Below are 16,802 nucleotides of genomic sequence, written 5' to 3'. Positions count from 1 at the left end.
GAATTGTTGCTAAAGTAACGATTCTTGCATCATAGGATGACAGTAAAAAACATGATAGCCGCTGTAGTAATATAAAAATAACCCATCTTCTGTTGCTTGTCATAGATCTTCTCGATTCCAAATAGTAAAAACATGACTGGCAAAAAGACAAAGATCATTGCGGAATAATGGATATTCTCGATAAAAAAATGGTAAAAAGCAATGCCCACAACCAAAATTGCAAGAATGAGATTTAGTGTCCTCAATATTTTCAACGTCTCCCCCCCTTTGTTTGACAAGCCAACAAGAAACACAAGGGCTTGTTCTGCCAAGCTTGTCCACTACAATTTCACCCGCTTCTCTTTCGCCCTCAACGCTTCCATCACAATCTCCTTCTCATTAAAAGGAATTTCCTGATCACCGACGATTTGTGTTGTTTCATGCCCCTTGCCAGCTATAAGAATAACATCATCCTCATTACTAACTCGTACCGCATATTCAATCGCTTCTTTCCGGTGAAGGAATGCATGATAATTACCGCCGTTTGCTTTCATTTCCTGGGAAATTTCCCGGATAATCAGCTTGGGATCATGATGCTTAGGGTTGTCCGATGTGACGACAGAGAGATCGGCATAGGTTGCTGCCACCCGTGCCATGCCACTGCGTTTCTCCCTGCCGCTTTCACTCTCATCTGCATAGACGCCGAAAACTAAAATCAGTTTACCCTTAACATAAGGTCGGATGGTTTTGAGTGCTTTTTCCAGCGCATCCTCAGTATGACAAAAGTCCACGACTACCTTGTAATCGCCGCTCGAGTACACTGTTTCCAACCGCCCTTTGATCCCGGCCACATTTTTCAACCCCTGCTGAATCACTTCAAACGAAATGTTGCTGCAATAGGCAGCGGCAGCAGCAGCCAACGAGTTATACACATAAATTTCCCCGGGTAAATTCACTTTTGCCTTAAAATTTCCGGTTGGCGTGTTCACCATGTATGTAGTGCCTTCAAAGGAATAATCAATGTCAGAAGCATAGATATCTGCAGTCGGGTTCAGTCCATAGGTAACCACAGCTGGTTCCTTCCCGCGCACCTTTTCCACCAATTTTTGCCCATAGGGATCATCCATATTGATGACGTTAAATCCGTATGTCTGGTCAAACAGCTTTGCTTTCACATGAAAATATTCGTCCATGCTCTTGTGCAGTTCCAGGTGGTCTGGCGATAAATTGGTAAACACGCCGGTGTGGAATGTGGTATATGCCGTGCGCTTAAGGTCTATCGCATGGGACGACACCTCCATCACACAGTCGCTCACCCCTCTTTTTTCCATCTCGGAAAAGAACTGCTGCAGCTGCAGCGACTCTGGGGTCGTATTCTTTGTTTCCAGCAGCTCACCATTAATTAATGTGCCGATCGTGCCAATGATCCCCGTCGATTTGCCGGTCGCTTCGAGAATAGATTGCAAAAAATAGGCGGTCGATGTCTTTCCGTTCGTGCCAGTGATCCCGATCATATTTAGCTTTTCCGACGGATATTGATAAAAATGTGCGGAAACCTTGGCTAAAGCGAGCCTTGCGTTCTTCACTTGTATCATGGTGACTGTTGCGTCGGAGGACACCGCCTCTCTTTCCACGATAACTGCCGCCGCCCCTCGTTTCACGGCTTCCCCTACATATTTGTGCCCATCAGAGGTGAAACCGGAAATCGCAACAAACAGATTGCCGGGAAGGACTTCCCTGGAATCGCAGGCAACCCCTGTAATCTCTTTTGCTAAATCCCCTTGTACGGACTCATATTCCAGTTCTTTTACAATCGATGCCAATTGCATAGCCAACACTTCTTTCAATGACATTTTTAATTTTTTCGAAGATACTCTGTTGCGATTTCTGCCCCGTCATCCATTCCCTGGCATCCGGCGAGCAGGACGAGGTCATTTTCCCCTGCCTCGGTAAGCGACTCGACAATCGCATCTGGCAGTTCTTTATACATTGTGACGTTAATGCCGGCATGATCCATTACTTCCATAAACGCCTCAACTTCTGCGTCTGTCACCTTATCTTTCGAAGTCGTGTGGGTCTCGCTTCTGGTTGCGGTGATGTGCTTAAGTCCCAAGTCCCCTGCCCACTTGGCAATCACTTCAGCATTATCGCGATTGATCCCAGGACCGCGCTGGCCGCGAATCGCATACACCATATGCAGCTGGTTATAGTCCATTTTATTTAGGGTTTCCAGAGTCACATCGATGTTCCCCGGATTGGCAAAATGGTCATCAACGATTTTGTAACGATCCTCATAAACGAATTGGAACCTGCGCGGAACGCCGTTAAATTCTTTCATCGCCGCCTGAATCGTTGCAACAGGAATTCCATTTAACAGTCCAATCGTAATGGCGACCATGGAATTATAGACGGAATGCAGTCCGGGTACCGAAAGTTCCACCTCGAATGAGCCTGGCTCCACGGTCTGGTCCTTTGCGGAAAATCCTTTGACAATCTCAAAAGTGAATCTCGCCCGCCCTGTTGAAAGATCCAGGTTCCGGCAGCGTATATTCCCTTCCTCATTCTCGATGCCAAAAGTAACAACCTGCGCCTCTGTCCGGTCAATCAACGATGCAGAATAGGAATCATCCAAATTCAGCACCGCCGTACTTTCTGCTGATACTTCCCGAATCAAGCGGGATTTCACTTCAAAATAGCGTTCAAATGAACCATGCGTATCAACGTGTTCCTCACTTATATTGTTCAATGTCACAATGTCATAATTTACGCTTTCCACACGATGCATCTCCATTGCTGCAGAGGAAACCTCCATCGTCACATGCGAGACATTGTTTCCCACCATTTCCTTCAAGAAATACTGCAGATCCAGTGATTCCGGTGTGGTCAGCTCGGACGGAATCGACTGATTCCCGTTTTTTACATTAACCGTACCGATCAGCCCAGTTGTCAGCCCGGCTTTCTCCAAAATTTCATTGGCCATATAAGAGGTCGTTGTCTTGCCATTAGTGGCCGTAATGCCGATCATCTTCATGCTGCTTGATGGCCGGCCGTAAAATTCCGCGCCAAGCCGTGCAAGCGCAATGCGGGCATCTTTTACCTGGTACTGCACGATGTCAATATGATCCTGGATTTCCTCCACAATGGCCACTTCTGCTCCGCGGTTTTTCACATCCTGCAGATATTTATGGCCATCGGTTTTATATCCCCGGATACAGACAAACAAATGCCCTGGTTCCACTTTTTGTGAGTGGTAGGAGATTCCGGAAACCTCGATATCATGCATATCCGGCCCCCCGACTAAATCAATGGAGCGAAATAATTCTTTTACTTTCATGTACTGCTTGCCTCCTCATTCTCATCTCTGATCGCTTTGACTTTTTATAAATGTTCGTGTGATGACTGGTTTATTTGGGATTTCAATGACTGCTTATGTACGTGATGATTCGATTATAACTGCTTTATTATATCATAGGCTGCCTGGCCATCTCCAATCTTTCTGTATCTGAAGGGTGACACCTTTTATTACATGGAAAAAATAAACAACCCTCACTCTTCAATTAGAGTGAGGGTTGTTTTAAACGTTCACTATATTTTTAAAGGGACTGAGCGATTTTACATGTTTTCCGGAAAGCCGAATAGACCGATCCACTAGCATTTCCAGAGCGTCTACACAGTAGGGATAGACAGTGTCACTCCAGTCTATGCAGGATAACTCAGTGCAACCGAGAATAAGACAAGTACACTTTTCCTGTTGAATTAACTGCTGCATAATCACTTCTGCCTCATCAGGCTGAACAGGTTTATCCTGTTTGTAATGATAAATCAGCCGCATGATCTTCTCCTGATTCTGGTCATCCGGCGTCCATGGCAGCAGTTGATGTCTCTCACAGCTTTCCTGATAAACACCGGTGCTGATCGTTCCATCTGTTGCCAGTATCCCCACTTTCGCCCCTTTTCCATATACATTGGCAATATGCTTGACCGTCTCGTCCACCATATTGATAATCGGAAGTCTGGTCATTTCCTGCATTTGCTCCATAAAGTAATGCGAGGTATTACAGGGAATTGCGATATTAGCAACCTCTGCCTGCTCAAACAGCCTCAGATCTTTCTCCACCGCCTGCAGGAACTCCTCTTCTTTCTGCTCCAGAATGACGTCCGTACGGTCAGGCAATGTTGTGTGGTTTAGCACCACTGTGTCAATATGCTCCTGATCTGCTTCGGCTTTTGTTTTCTTCACCATGTTTTCAAAAAAGACGGATGTCGCCATAGGCCCCATGCCGCCTAGTACTCCGAGACGCTTTCCTGTCATTGTTTTGCCAACTTCTTTTTCCTGTTAGCAGGCCGGTTTAAGATTTTCCCGAGTGTCATTTTAGTAAATGAAATGGCTGGCTTCGGATCCTTCCAATCCCAGATGGCATAGACTTTTGGTCGGAAATAGGTTTTCAGCACGTCCCTTGCTGACAATTGTTCTGTCTGTATATACGCTTTGACTGCCAGCATGTCTTCATAGCTGTACCAGAATGCAGTATTGGTGTTTTTCTCCAGCCCTTTTGCCGGGAGAGGATTGCCGGTCAGTTCACGATATTTGATGTGAGGAACATTCATCCCTACTTTGGCAAGCATGCTGTTGAACTTCGTGATGCGGGCATTGATTTCAATCAGGTAAAAATCGCCGGTTTCTGCATCCTTTTTGAATTCGATCTCCGCAAATCCTTTATAGCCGATAGCCTCAAGAAAAGCTGTTCCGATCTTCTCGACTTCCGGGACATGTTTTTGAATGGTGTATACTGAGGCCCCAAAATTAATCGGATACTGGCGGAATTTTTGGCAGGTGACCCAGTTCGTTACCTTGCCGTCCTGGTTCAAATAGGCATCAAAGGTATACATGTGGTCATCAAACCCTGGGATGATCCGCTGCACGATCACTTCCAGCTCAGCATCCCCTGCCTTCTTCAAGGCCTCATTTAGTTCTTCCTTTGTGTGCACTTTAAACAGCTTTCTGCGGAATCTGGCCACGAATGTAGGAGAATCGACTGGCTTAACCAGACATGGGTAGCCAATGGTGCTTTCGATCTTTTGATAAAAGTCAGCGTCATCCAACCTTACAGTCTCCGGCACCTTGACTCCCTTTTCCATGGCGAGCGCATGCAAGGTTTCTTTGTTCATGACACGCGTATAAAGCCCCTGCTCTGTCTGCGGGATGAAATAATGTTCTTTCAGTTGCGGCAAATACTCGTCTACCACCTCAACATACGAGTCATGGCAAGGGATGAGCACCGGCTTTTCTTTCTGCTTTCCAGCAAATTCAATTAGCGCTTCGACAAGTTTATCTGGTTCCCGTTTGTAATGCGGCACGATAATTTTCTCGGAACAGTGTTTGGACAGCGCCCCGTAACGTTCCTCCTCTGAATAATCCGCAGCAACCGTGTGTATTCCATGTTTGCCTAAACAGCGGATAGTGCTCAGACCAATATAGTAATTAGTCCCTAAGATCACGGCTTTGTTTAACATTTGACCCCTCCATTAATAGATTTTTTTCTCTCTCTATCTGTTTTTTTGTTTATCTATGTTGACTGCTTTTGAAAGTGCTTTCATTCTAGCACGTACACAGCAATAGAACTAGTCTATTTCTACTATTTTCTACATTTATTTTCCATTTTGTTCCTGATGGGTTGCTTGGTTAATATGACGTTTGTGGTTAGAAAAGGTTTCAAAAATTATAAGCGATTATCCAAAGTATATAGGGATAACCGCTTATTTCTGTAAAGTAAATTTAATTAAGGTCGGCTAATGGAATTGACTTTGCCACTTCTATTATTTCCTCTGCAGTGAGCCTATAGGAGGCAAGTGTGAAAGCATACTGAGGGGTAACTATATTTACCATTTTCAGGGTCTTCGTTCCGCCTTTTTTCGTGTAATAGATTGGATAATCATCCCATTCCAGCTGCCGGTCTGAATCAGCCTCCATTTGACTGAGTCTTTCTTTTCTGTATGTTTCACTTACCTTACTTATTTTTTCTTGTTGGAAGGTGAACACATCTTCTTTATATTTGTTGATGTATTGTACCGATACATGCGGGACATTCCCAGTTGGTCTTTGACGAATATTGACTGCTTCTGTTTGTTCTATTGGCGAGTATGTTGGCAATCTAACTTCAAAACCTCCCGCCTCAATCTCCTCAATGGCCGTTTGTTCTGCCTCGCTAATCTGTATCTGATCAGTCCCCCTATTGTCTGCGCTCTGTTTGGGTGTCCCCTGCTCTGCAATAGGCTGATCCGTCACCTCGCTTAGGAAGAATACCCCAGTTACCGCAAGAAGCATTATAAAAGCAAGCACAGGCGCCATATATCTTCTAATCCGACTCGCCTTTTCCGGGGAATTTGTATCGTTAAGCTGGGCTGCTAACCTCCGCCGGACTTGTTGCTGCCTGTCTTCGCTCCATCCAATTTTCGTATTCAGATTTCCCAGGGTATGCTCAAAATTCCTTTCTTCCTGTTTTGTCATATACACCCTCCTCACTGAGTCTGCTTTCCAATTTGCCAAGTCCACGGAATAACGTTGATTTCACTTTGCTTTCAGACCACCTCAGAATGCTTGCTGTTTCTTTAATTGAGAAACCTTCCACTTTCCGCAGTATAATTACTTGCCTGTAAGTCGTTTTTAGTGACAGCAGGTCTTCAAACACGTGTTCCGATTCCTCTCTGCCCTCAACGATCAGTTCAATTGATGCTCGACTGTCTTCCCTCTCAAAAAATACGTCCTTGAATAGCTGGATGGGGGAGTGCTTTCTTATATGGTCTACCGTGAGATTGTGAGCAGTACGGTACAAAAACGTTTTTGGGTTGTTTACTGATCTTTCGTTTTTCATATATTTGTATGCTCTTATGAATGTCTCTTGCGTTATATCTTCCGCCTGCTGCACATCATTTAGCATTTTCACGATATACTTGTATATCGCCATGCTGTACATGTCATACCACTCTATAATGTATTTTTGCACTGTATCTTCACTCGGCAATAGGATCCCCCTTTCGTCCTTCATCTTTAAGACGGATGAATGTGCTGGAGGTTGCGTTTTTAAGATAAAAAAACTGGTCTGAAAGAAAATATCTTTCAAACCAGTCTCTGTCCTTATTTATTCATGCTTGAGAAAAAGTCGCCCAATGGATCTTCTTCCTCTGTTTCCACTGTTTCTGCCTGCTCTCCATGAAGATCACCCTGTAAAATATCAAGGTCTACATCATCCAGTGAGGCACCTGTTGCTTGCTTGGGCTGCGGTTGCTCCGGTTCGGCAGTAGCAGCAGCCTCCTGAGGCAGCTCTGATTCTTGCAGATACAGGGCCTCCTCAATATTAGTCGTGTTGCTGTTCAGACCGGCCAGCAGCGTAGTCGCACGCATGGGGTCACTCAGCAAGTGATAGAGGATAGTGCCAATCAGCGCTTCAGAGTGCTCATGCTTCAGCCAACTTTTCTGTTCCTTGGTCAGCTGCTTGGGCATGGGGATCGTGATCGTTTCCTTTTCCCTGGAAGACGTCTCATTCACGCCTTTGAGCACATATTGGGCAATGGCACTGGAAAAATTCCTCCGCTCGGTTTCTTTCAGCTGCTGTAATTGTTTCAATAGATAATCCGGGGTATCAGAGGGAACGCGGAAAGTAATTGACTGCCCCCGTTCAATCCGTTTGTTTACCATCGTCTCACCCTACGATTCTTTGGTTGCTGCTGCTTCGTTTTCCTTGTTGTCAGCTTTTTGCGATTTGCGTACAAAATCCATGATCAGCTTATAGTAAGCATTGGCCATCATCCAGATGCTTTCCTGCTCGTCCTCGAAAAATTCGATATTGTAACCGTCCAGCTTGTTGTTCAGCGCCTTCAGATAATCCTTCAATACAGCAGAACCCCCGCCGACAAAATAGCAGATTTCCGCCTGTGAATTTTTCTGCCAGACATTTCTTAGATAGCGGTATTCTTTTTTCGCCAGTTCTAAGAGGATATGGTCGGTAATATTATGCACATTGGTGCGGCTGCCTTTGACCATGATATGGTGACGGTCGTTTTTACGGGTGATAATATCAACCACATCACGGCGGCTGTCCAGCTCGACACCATGTTTCGTGCGGATCTCCTCGCGAATTTCCTCCAGTGATTCCGATACACCCAAGTTGAAGCCCTGGGCCTTGTCATCATCCACATTGCGGTTGCGAATGACCGCGATATCTGTTGACAGGCCGCCGATATCTTGGATCAGAATTTGTTTGTCGATCAGTTCCTTGTTGATGACATTCAGTTCATTATCCATAATCAAGTTGACATAAGCGGCAAAGCCCTCTGGATAGACTTTCACTTCATCAAATTTAATGTTTACCTTTTTCCCTTGATGCTTTGGAGTGACGAGAAATTCCACCTGATGAACAGAGCCAAGCAGCTGGGAACGGTAGCCCACATCTTTTCCTTCTTTTACTTCTCTAAGCGGCAGCCCTGTGCCTAATGTGTAATTGGCATCAATTACGTCTTTCTTGCCCGGTTTAAAGGCGCCGCTTTCTACTGCGTCCAGTGCAATGGAAGCAAACAACATCACAAGCGTCTGATCCTCTTCTGACTTGCTGCCTCCCGGATCGAGTTCCGTGGAGTTCCCACTCTTGGTGGCCAGATTCCCTACACGGTATACCGCATTGTTTTCTTCCAGGGCTGGGGAGTGGACACGGATATGGAGATTATCCAGTACATCTTTTTCATCCAATTCTTCTATTCCGATAACCGGACGATCCTCCATATCCTGTGCAATCACATTTGGTATGTATAGATCATTCTCCAGCTTCCCGAAATTTGCCTTTAAAGCATCGTTTCCTACATCAACAGCAGCAATTCTTGATTTTGCCATGTTTGTTAACTCCTCTCAAGATAAAGTGAAACTTCATTCAGTGGGGGCTTTGCGGTTTTCCCACTGAATGTTAGTTGAACCAATCGGGCTTTTACAAGCAGTTCCCCCCTACAATATTCGGTCTGTTTCTATTTTTAAGGTGGGGGGCTACTGCCTGTTAACCTGCGATAAATACGTTCTATCTATAGATTAATAGTTTTTCCATTATTAATCAATCATGATTTTTCTTTGCGTGCTTTTTCGTTTTCTTGTTTACTTTTTCGTTTACTTGCATACATTCATGCACACGTTGAATAATCAATGCTTACACGTTTTTGTGTACAAGAAAACATTTTTGTATGCAAAAGAAAACAATCTTGTAAACATGCATACAAAATGTGTTTACACAAAAAAGGATGCCTGTTACATCCCCGCAAACAGAAAAAAGAGACAAGGGAAAATTAACCCTATCTCTTTTTTCTATTCCATATTTATTAAACTGTTTCACGTTCCCAGAAACGATGCTGACTGACAGCGTCAGCAAACCTGGTAACGAATCTATTCACATCATCTTCGGTAATTACGCCAGGCTCGTTGGTATACGCATCATCAAGCACTTGCTTTCCTTCATTCGTAGCGCCTATTGGTTTAAAGTGGGAAAATGCTTCTGATACATAATGTCCGGCATTCTGCATGAACTTTTTATCCATTTCCGCTCCACCGGCGACATAAACTGCATCAAACAGGACGGGATCTGCCGTGTCGAAGCGATGCAATGCTTCCACCTCTTTGCCGTTAGCGCCACTAACAGGGCCCTGCTTCGTACTGACAAATTCAGGCTCCATGCCCTTCTCTTCCAGCCCTTTCACCGCCTTGTTCACTTCAGAATCGTTAAAGCCATCTTTCACCAGCACCGCAACTTTGCGAGACTCTGGCGTTTTCGCTGTGTTCAGCTGACTGAGTGCCGGTGACTCTTTCGTAATATCAGAACCGCCCTCTGTCGGTTCCTTCACGCCAATATTCCCTGCTATTTCCTGGGCCATCCCCAGATTAACGTTGGCAAACATGTCCACGACTTGCTGACGAACATCCTTGCTATCACACTTCCCAAGCTCAAAGCTGAATGCTGCTTTGATATGCTCTTTCTCCGGATCGCTCATGCTATTCCAGAACAAGACTGCCTGAGAAAAATGATCTTTGAAACTGTCACTGCGGGCTCGAACTTTCCGTCCCTCTACTTTTTCAGGATAATGAACATAGCCGCCCTCTTCCTCGCTCGCAGGAGTCGGTGTATTGTCAGCAAGCGAGTTTTTATGGTAGCTTACCTGCCCAGTATTAATCGTCTGTCTGCCGTAGCCCTCTCGCTGGTTGTTATGGAACGGGCACACCGGACGGTTAATCGGCAGCTCATGGAAGTTCGGACCGCCAAGCCTGATCAGCTGTGTATCTGTGTAAGAAAACAGGCGTCCCTGCAGCAGAGGATCGTTGGTGAAATCAATGCCGGGAACCACATGTCCTGGGTGGAATGCCACCTGCTCTGTTTCTGCAAATATATTATCAATATTACGGTTGAGCGTCATTTTCCCGATGATTTTCACCGGCACATCCTCTTCCGGCCAGATTTTTGTCGGATCCAGGATGTCGAAATCCATCTTATGTTCATCTTCTTCATCAATAATTTGTACGCCGAACTCAAATTCCGGGTAATTCCCATTTTCAATTGCCTCATACAGATCAAGCCGGTGGAAGTCCGGATTTTTCCCGGAAATTTTTTGTGCCTCATCCCAGACAACCGAATGGACGCCAAGTTTTGGCTTCCAATGGAATTTGACAAAGAAGGCCTTGCCCTCGTCATTGACAAAACGGAATGTATGAACACCAAACCCTTCCATCATCCGGAAGCTCCTAGGGATGGAACGGTCAGACATATGCCACATGATCATGTGGGCAATCTCCTCGTTATTGGCGACGAAATCCCAGAATGTATCATGTGCAGAAGCAGCCTGCGGAATGCCATTGTGAGGCTCCGGTTTCACGGCGTGCACCAGATCCGGGAATTTATTGGCATCCTGTATGAAAAAGATCGGTATGTTATTGCCTACTAAGTCGTAATTTCCTTCTTCTGTGTAAAACTTCGTGGCAAAACCCCTGACATCACGAGCTAAATCAATTGACCCTTTCTCACCAGCTACCGTAGAAAACCGCACAAACACCGGTGTTTTCGTTCCTGGCTCCTGCAAAAATTTTGCCTTGGTATAGGGTTTCATTGATTCATATAATTCGAACTCGCCATGGGCAGCAGAACCACGTGCGTGAACCACCCGCTCCGGAATGCGCTCATGGTCAAAATGTGTCATTTTTTCCCGGAAATGAAAATCCTCCATCAGTGTCGGGCCGCGCTCGCCTGCTTTCAGCGAGAATTCATCCTCTGACACCCTGAGGCCCTGATTCGTTGTCATCTTCTTGCCCTTATCATCCACTCGGAACTCATCCAGCTGCTTGTCCTTGCTTTTGCCGTCTACTTTGCGCTTATCACTCACGAAACGGTTCCTCCTTTAGATAATAATTTACAGTCTATTGTCTTCCCGGTATATAAGTGGGATAAACTGAAAGTGGTATTTGCAAAAGAAAAAAGCCGCCGTATGGTGACTTTATGCTAAACATTCCTTTATCTTATTAAGTTAATTAACTACCAATGTTATTTCATTATCTTCTTTGTTAGCAGAAATAGTGAAACCTGGATTTTTTATTTTCCTATTTGACCGGATGGAGGCCTCGTACTTCTCTCCAACAATCAAAGTCGCTGTTGTCTTACCGTTCTTATCAGTAGGTTTTAATATTATCCCGTATTCTCCATCGCCTATCCTGCCAAGACTAATTTCCGCATCGCTTAAAGGTGTTTTATTCTCATCGACAACATGAAAAGTCACAAACTCCTCTTCAATTTCACTATTATCATCAGATTGGTTGGATTGTTGTTCTTGACAACCTGCCAAAAGGATAACAAAAAGAAAAAATAAACATAAAGATTGCCTCATAATTTATTCCTTCCAACTCGGAGTATTATCGAAAGCTGTGTCTATTATACATGTAGCTTAGCAATGATTCTAAAATTTGTAAATACAAATGATAAACGTGTACATGTCACAACAAACTAACGACATCCAGAATCAAAAAACGGGAGGCTCACCCTCCCGTCCTCCTATTTATCCGTAACAATTACCCTATCCCAATGCCTATGAGCAGCAATTGCCTCCGTGAACTCATTGACAAACTTCTGGTCATTGCCACTCACTACCCCAGGACTTCCCAGCATGCTATATTCGTCCAGCAATTTGGCGCCAGCTCCTGTTGCTCCAATCGGCTTATAATGCTTGAACGCTTCTTTTACAAAATACGTAGCATTTTGTTGGAATTCATCGTCCTCATCGCTACCGCCAACGATATAGAGCGCATCATACAGCACGGAATCCGTGGTGATAAATGAGTGGTCAACCATCAGTTCTTTGCCGCTTGTACCTTTGAGCATACCCTGCCTGCCGCTGATTATTTCATATACAATCCCATTCGCATGCAGTCCGTGCAAAATATCCGTGACCGCTGTATCATTAAAGCCATCTTTTATTATCACGCCAACCTTCCTCGTTAACGCCGTTTTTACCGTATTTGCCATGCTCACCGCGGGCGATGATTTCGTCACAGAAGATCCGGTTGTTGACGGCGGCTGTGAACCAATATTAGTGGCAAAAGCTGTGGCTAACTCTGTATCAACGTTTGCAAACATTTCTACAACTTGCTGCCTTACATTCATACTTTTCACCTTTCCAACCTCGAAGCTAAAAGCGTCAATGATATGTTTCCGCTCCACAGGACTCATGCTATTCCAGAAGAGTTTCGCCTGCGAGAAATGATCCTCAAAGCTGGCACTTCTCCGCCTGATTTTTCTCCCTTCCACTTTCTCTTCATAATGCACATAACCTCCCTCTGCCTCTGTCGCAGGTTTCGGGTGATTATTAGAGAGGGAATTATTATGGTAAGCTACCGGCCCTTTGTTGATGGTTTGCCTGTGATAGCCTTCACGCTGATTATTATGGAACGGACAAACGGACCTGTTGATGGGAATCTCATGAAAATTCGGCCCCATCAGGCGGATAAGCTGCGTGTCTGTGTAAGAGAATAGCCTTCCCTGCAGCAATGGGTCATTGGAGAAGTCAATTCCTGGGACCACATGCCCGGGGTGGAAAGCAACTTGCTCTGTTTCGGAAAAGAAGTTATCGACATTTCGGTTCAGCGTCAATTTACCAACGATCTTAACCGGCACATCCTCTTCGGGCCAGAACTTTGTCGCATCCAATATATCAAAATCGAAAGCAAATTCATCCTTTTCCTCAATGACCTGCACGCCAAGCTCCCATTCCGGAAAGTTGCCCATTTCGATTTGATCATACAGATCCTGCCGGTTGAAGTCAGGGTTTTTCCCGGAAATTTTCTGTGCCTCATCCCAGACCACGGAATGGACACCCAGTTTCGGCTTCCAGTGAAATTTGACAAAATGGGATTTTCCTTCTCCATTGACAAAACGAAACGTGTTAATCCCAAAACCCTCCATGGTCCGAAAACTTTTCGGTATACCGCGGTCCGACATCAGCCACATGATCTGATTGGCGGATTCCTGATTATTGGCCGCCCAATCCCAGAAGGTGTCATGCGCAGCAGTAGCCTGCGGGATCTCATTATGCGGCTCCGGCTTGATCGCATGGACAATATCCGGAAATTTCATTGCGTCCTGAATGAAAAAGATCGGCATGTTGTTGGCAACCAGATCATAGTTTCCTTCTTCGGTATAAAATTTCGTCGCAAAACCGCGCACATCTCTCGGAATATCTGTTGACCCGCGTTGCCCAACAACCGTAGAGAATCGAGTGAACGTGGGGGTCTTTTTCCCTGGCTCTGATAGAAATTTTGCTTTCGTGTATTGCTCCATCGATTCGTAGGCTTCAAAATAGCCATGTGCAGCAAATCCGCGAGCATGAACGACCCGCTCTGGGATCCGCTCATTATCAAAATGCGTCATTTTCTCCCGGAAATGGAAGTCCTCCATCAAGGTGGGACCGCGTTCCCCCGCTGTTAGGGAAAGTTCATCCTCGGACACCTTCAGCCCCTGATTGGTGGTCATCTTCTTATTCGAATCATCGACTTTATATTGTTCCAGCTGCTCCTGTTTGGTCTTTTCATTCACTTTCTTCTCATCACTCATCACGTGAGCCCCTTTCTATCATTTCTTACCTGTTGGTTAGATTGCCCAAAACGGCTTATTCTATAAAAAAACGAAAAGGATTTTTCTCCATAATTATTTTGAAAAAAATCACATTTCTGCTCTATATTGGACAAATTTATGGTATGATAAGGCAAAATAGGAATTTTTACCTATAAACAGGAGATGGCGGTCATGCGTTTGAAGGTTTTCATCATGAGCCTATTTCTGGGATCCCTCATCGTTGCTTTTACTTACGACGAAATAGGAATAGAAACTTCGGTGTATTTAACAGCTCTATTATTATTCTTGTTCTTCTCATTCCTTTATTCGTATATGAACGTCACCGTAAAAAAAGGGAATATACGATTTGACTATGGGATTTCCTATGGATTGGCATTCGGACTGTTCACCGGTCCGCTGGGCATATTTATCTTTGAAACGATTCACAGGTTCATGGTGTATTTTAACCGGAAACGTACCAAAACAGACGACCCGGATGAGTTTTTACATACGTTTTATAACATTGGGTCATTCTCACTGCGTTATTCCATTGCTTATTTCCTGTTTGTGCATCTCGCTCCTTTCTTTTCTGAGATCCCATTTGGCTTCTGGCTGCTGATTATTCTGCTGGTCATTACGGTCTCTCTGCTATCCGATACGTTTTTGATCGGGGTATTTTATTTACAAGGGGGAATTAAGTCCGTTAACGAAGCAATTGACTTTGTGAAAAGCAGAAACATTTCCGATATGGGAAAAGAGGCATTTTCCAATGGCCTCCTGCTAATGTTTCTTCAACAGCAACAGTGGGAGATGCTCATAGGCCTCTTTGTATTGAATTACCTTGTCAGTCGCTCCTTTATGGTAAAAACCCAAGGGCTGCAGCATAAAATTGAGCGGGATAAATTTGAACAGATGGCCTATACCGATTTCCTGACAGAGGTATACAACCGCACCTATATGAACAAAAAAATGAATGAGCTGGATGCATCCGGCGAGTACCTTGGCATGGTTGTCGCTGATATCGATTCTTTTAAGCGAATCAATGATACATACAATCACACCGTTGGAGATACGGTCATTCAGCATTTTGCCGCCAAACTGCAAAGCTATTTAACGGAGGATGATTATCTGTTCCGCAGCGGCGGTGAAGAGTTCACGATTATCTTGAGGGACCGTTCCTATGAAACGTGTGTGGAGCTGCTTAAGGAAATGCAGATTGGCGTGAAGGAAAATATCGCTAAAGCAGAATACGAGGCAATCATAGTGGAAATTACGGTGACTTCCTCCTTTGGCTTGTACTACTCAAGAGCGATGGAGGAAAATGATATTAAGAAGGCTTATGTTCGTGCTGATAATCTGTTAATGCAATCGAAGGAATATAAGAATAAAATTACAGCAGAGAATGGGGTTGTTGCTGAAAAAGATGAAGTAGCAGCAGCGGCTTTGAAATACTAAGCAATGTTGGCTTTTTGAGTGGCACGTTAGGGTGTGAACTCCTGCATCTTCCCTGTGAACTTCGGCATCTTGGACTGCATCTTTGGCATTTGCTCAAACCAGCCTCCCCGTAGAACCAATAAAAATAGCTGCCGGCATATACCGGCAGCTATTTTTTTACACTGCTTTCGTTTTTCTCGATTCCTTCTGCTTCTTAATCTGTTTACTGCGGAGCTGACCGCAAGCTGCGTCGATGTCAGCACCATTTTCCCAGCGTACACCGGCGTTAATGCCGTTTTCTTTCAGGGTTTCGAAAAAGGCCTGAATGGTTTCCGATTCGCTGCGCTGATACTGGTTATGCTCATCAACCGAATTATACGGAATCAGATTGACATAGGCGAGGTGCCGGTGGTTTTTCAGCAACTTTGCCAGCTGCACCGCTTCCTCCCGGTGGTCATTGACATCCCGGAGCATAATGTACTCATAGGTAATGCGCCGGTTCGTTTTTTCCAGGTAATAATCAACCGACTTCATCAGCTTTTCAATTGGAAATGCCTTGTTGATTTTCATAATCCGCGACCTGAGCTCATTGTTCGGTGCATGGATGGAAATCGCCAGGTTCACTTGTGTGCCAGTATCGGCAAATTCATAAATCTTATGAGCCAGACCGCTCGTTGATACGGTAATATGTCTCGCGCCGATATTAAGTCCGCGATCGTCATTCACCACATAAATGAAATCCATCAGGTTGTTGAAGTTGTCAAATGGCTCGCCAATACCCATAACGACAATATGGCTGACACGTTCGTCTTCACCCATTGCATCCAGGTGTTTCTGCACGTTCATAATCTGCTCTACAATCTCCCCGCTAGAAAGATCGCGGCTTTTCTTAAGAAGCCCGCTGGCACAAAAGGTACAGCCGATATTGCAGCCCACCTGTGTGGTCACACAGACACTCAACCCATAATTGAAGCGCATCAGAACTGTTTCAATCAGATTGCCATCCGCCAATCGGAACAAAAATTTGATCGTCCCGTCCTTGGATTCCTGCTTCACCGCTTCATCCAGCGTATGCAGGACAAAATTTTCTTCCAGTAATTCAATGGTTTCCTTATTTACATTCTTCATTTCGGCAAATTGCCCGACCCGCTTCTTATACACCCAATTCCACACCTGATCAGCACGAAATTTCTTCTGGCCGCGCTCCACCAGCCAATCGGTCAATTGCTCATATGTCAATCCGTAAATGGATGTTTTACTCATGGTATA

14 protein-coding genes are annotated in these 16,802 nt (G+C 44.8%); 1 reads left to right on the top strand and 13 read right to left on the bottom strand.

Annotated features, from left to right (window positions below; all coding sequences use genetic code 11):
• Positions 1 to 29 precede the first annotated feature (29 nt).
• From CEG13_RS17035 to CEG13_RS16980, 12 genes are all read right to left on the bottom strand, one after another.
• The gene (locus tag CEG13_RS17035; RefSeq protein ID WP_100013094.1) at positions 30 to 254 is read right to left on the bottom strand and encodes a hypothetical protein; all 225 of its coding nucleotides are present in this window, start codon (positions 252 to 254) and stop codon (positions 30 to 32) included.
• A 66-nt stretch (positions 255 to 320) separates the two neighbouring features.
• Positions 321 to 1,808, bottom strand: a complete 1,488-nt coding sequence (locus CEG13_RS17030) for a UDP-N-acetylmuramoyl-L-alanyl-D-glutamate--2,6-diaminopimelate ligase (RefSeq protein ID WP_100013093.1) — start codon at positions 1,806 to 1,808, stop codon at positions 321 to 323.
• Positions 1,809 to 1,834: 26 nt separating this feature from the next.
• A complete protein-coding gene (locus CEG13_RS17025; protein ID WP_100013092.1) occupies positions 1,835 to 3,313 on the bottom strand; it encodes a UDP-N-acetylmuramyl-tripeptide synthetase in 1,479 nt (492 codons plus the stop codon).
• A 240-nt stretch (positions 3,314 to 3,553) separates the two neighbouring features.
• Complete coding sequence (locus CEG13_RS17020) at positions 3,554 to 4,291, bottom strand: aspartate/glutamate racemase family protein (RefSeq protein WP_100013091.1); 738 nt, start codon at positions 4,289 to 4,291, stop codon at positions 3,554 to 3,556.
• Positions 4,288 to 5,493 carry a carboxylate--amine ligase gene (locus CEG13_RS17015; protein ID WP_100013090.1) on the bottom strand — a complete coding sequence of 402 codons (1,206 nt, stop codon included), beginning with the start codon at positions 5,491 to 5,493 and terminating at the stop codon, positions 4,288 to 4,290. The genes CEG13_RS17020 and CEG13_RS17015 overlap by 4 nt, the downstream gene beginning before the upstream one ends.
• Before the next feature lie 262 nt (positions 5,494 to 5,755).
• Positions 5,756 to 6,487 carry a hypothetical protein gene (locus CEG13_RS17010; protein WP_100013089.1) on the bottom strand — a complete coding sequence of 244 codons (732 nt, stop codon included), beginning with the start codon at positions 6,485 to 6,487 and terminating at the stop codon, positions 5,756 to 5,758.
• A complete protein-coding gene (locus tag CEG13_RS17005) occupies positions 6,459 to 7,001 on the bottom strand; it encodes an RNA polymerase sigma factor (RefSeq protein ID WP_239984696.1) in 543 nt (180 codons plus the stop codon). Before CEG13_RS17005 ends, CEG13_RS17010 begins: the two co-directional genes overlap by 29 nt.
• A 113-nt stretch (positions 7,002 to 7,114) precedes the next feature.
• Positions 7,115 to 7,675 (bottom strand): hypothetical protein, encoded by a 561-nt coding sequence (locus CEG13_RS17000; RefSeq protein ID WP_100013088.1) that lies wholly within the window; start codon positions 7,673 to 7,675, stop codon positions 7,115 to 7,117.
• A gap of 9 nt (positions 7,676 to 7,684) precedes the next feature.
• A complete protein-coding gene (locus CEG13_RS16995; RefSeq protein WP_100013087.1) occupies positions 7,685 to 8,863 on the bottom strand; it encodes an Alp7A family actin-like protein in 1,179 nt (392 codons plus the stop codon).
• 473 nt (positions 8,864 to 9,336) lie between these two features.
• A complete protein-coding gene (locus CEG13_RS16990) occupies positions 9,337 to 11,382 on the bottom strand; it encodes a catalase (RefSeq protein ID WP_100013086.1) in 2,046 nt (681 codons plus the stop codon).
• Positions 11,383 to 11,523: 141 nt separating this feature from the next.
• Positions 11,524 to 11,880 carry a DUF2606 family protein gene (locus tag CEG13_RS16985; RefSeq protein ID WP_100013085.1) on the bottom strand — a complete coding sequence of 119 codons (357 nt, stop codon included), beginning with the start codon at positions 11,878 to 11,880 and terminating at the stop codon, positions 11,524 to 11,526.
• 164 nt (positions 11,881 to 12,044) lie between these two features.
• Positions 12,045 to 14,099, bottom strand: a complete 2,055-nt coding sequence (locus CEG13_RS16980) for a catalase (protein ID WP_100013084.1) — start codon at positions 14,097 to 14,099, stop codon at positions 12,045 to 12,047.
• A 192-nt stretch (positions 14,100 to 14,291) separates the two neighbouring features.
• Here CEG13_RS16980 and CEG13_RS16975 point away from each other — a divergent pair, with 192 nt between their 5' ends.
• On the top strand, positions 14,292 to 15,554 hold the full coding sequence (locus CEG13_RS16975; RefSeq protein WP_239984695.1) for a GGDEF domain-containing protein: 1,263 nt from the start codon (positions 14,292 to 14,294) through the stop codon (positions 15,552 to 15,554).
• Positions 15,555 to 15,710: 156 nt separating this feature from the next.
• Here CEG13_RS16975 and rlmN read toward each other — a convergent pair whose 3' ends face one another.
• On the bottom strand, positions 15,711 to 16,796 hold the full coding sequence (rlmN, locus tag CEG13_RS16970; protein ID WP_100013082.1) for a dual-specificity RNA methyltransferase RlmN: 1,086 nt from the start codon (positions 16,794 to 16,796) through the stop codon (positions 15,711 to 15,713).
• Between the last annotated feature and the right edge of the window lie 6 nt (positions 16,797 to 16,802).

It is taken from the genome of Lentibacillus sediminis (assembly GCF_002763455.1).
In the GTDB taxonomy this organism is placed as follows: domain Bacteria; phylum Bacillota; class Bacilli; order Bacillales; family Amphibacillaceae; genus Lentibacillus_D; species Lentibacillus_D sediminis_A.
This window is presented reverse-complemented; position numbering and strand designations above follow the sequence as displayed.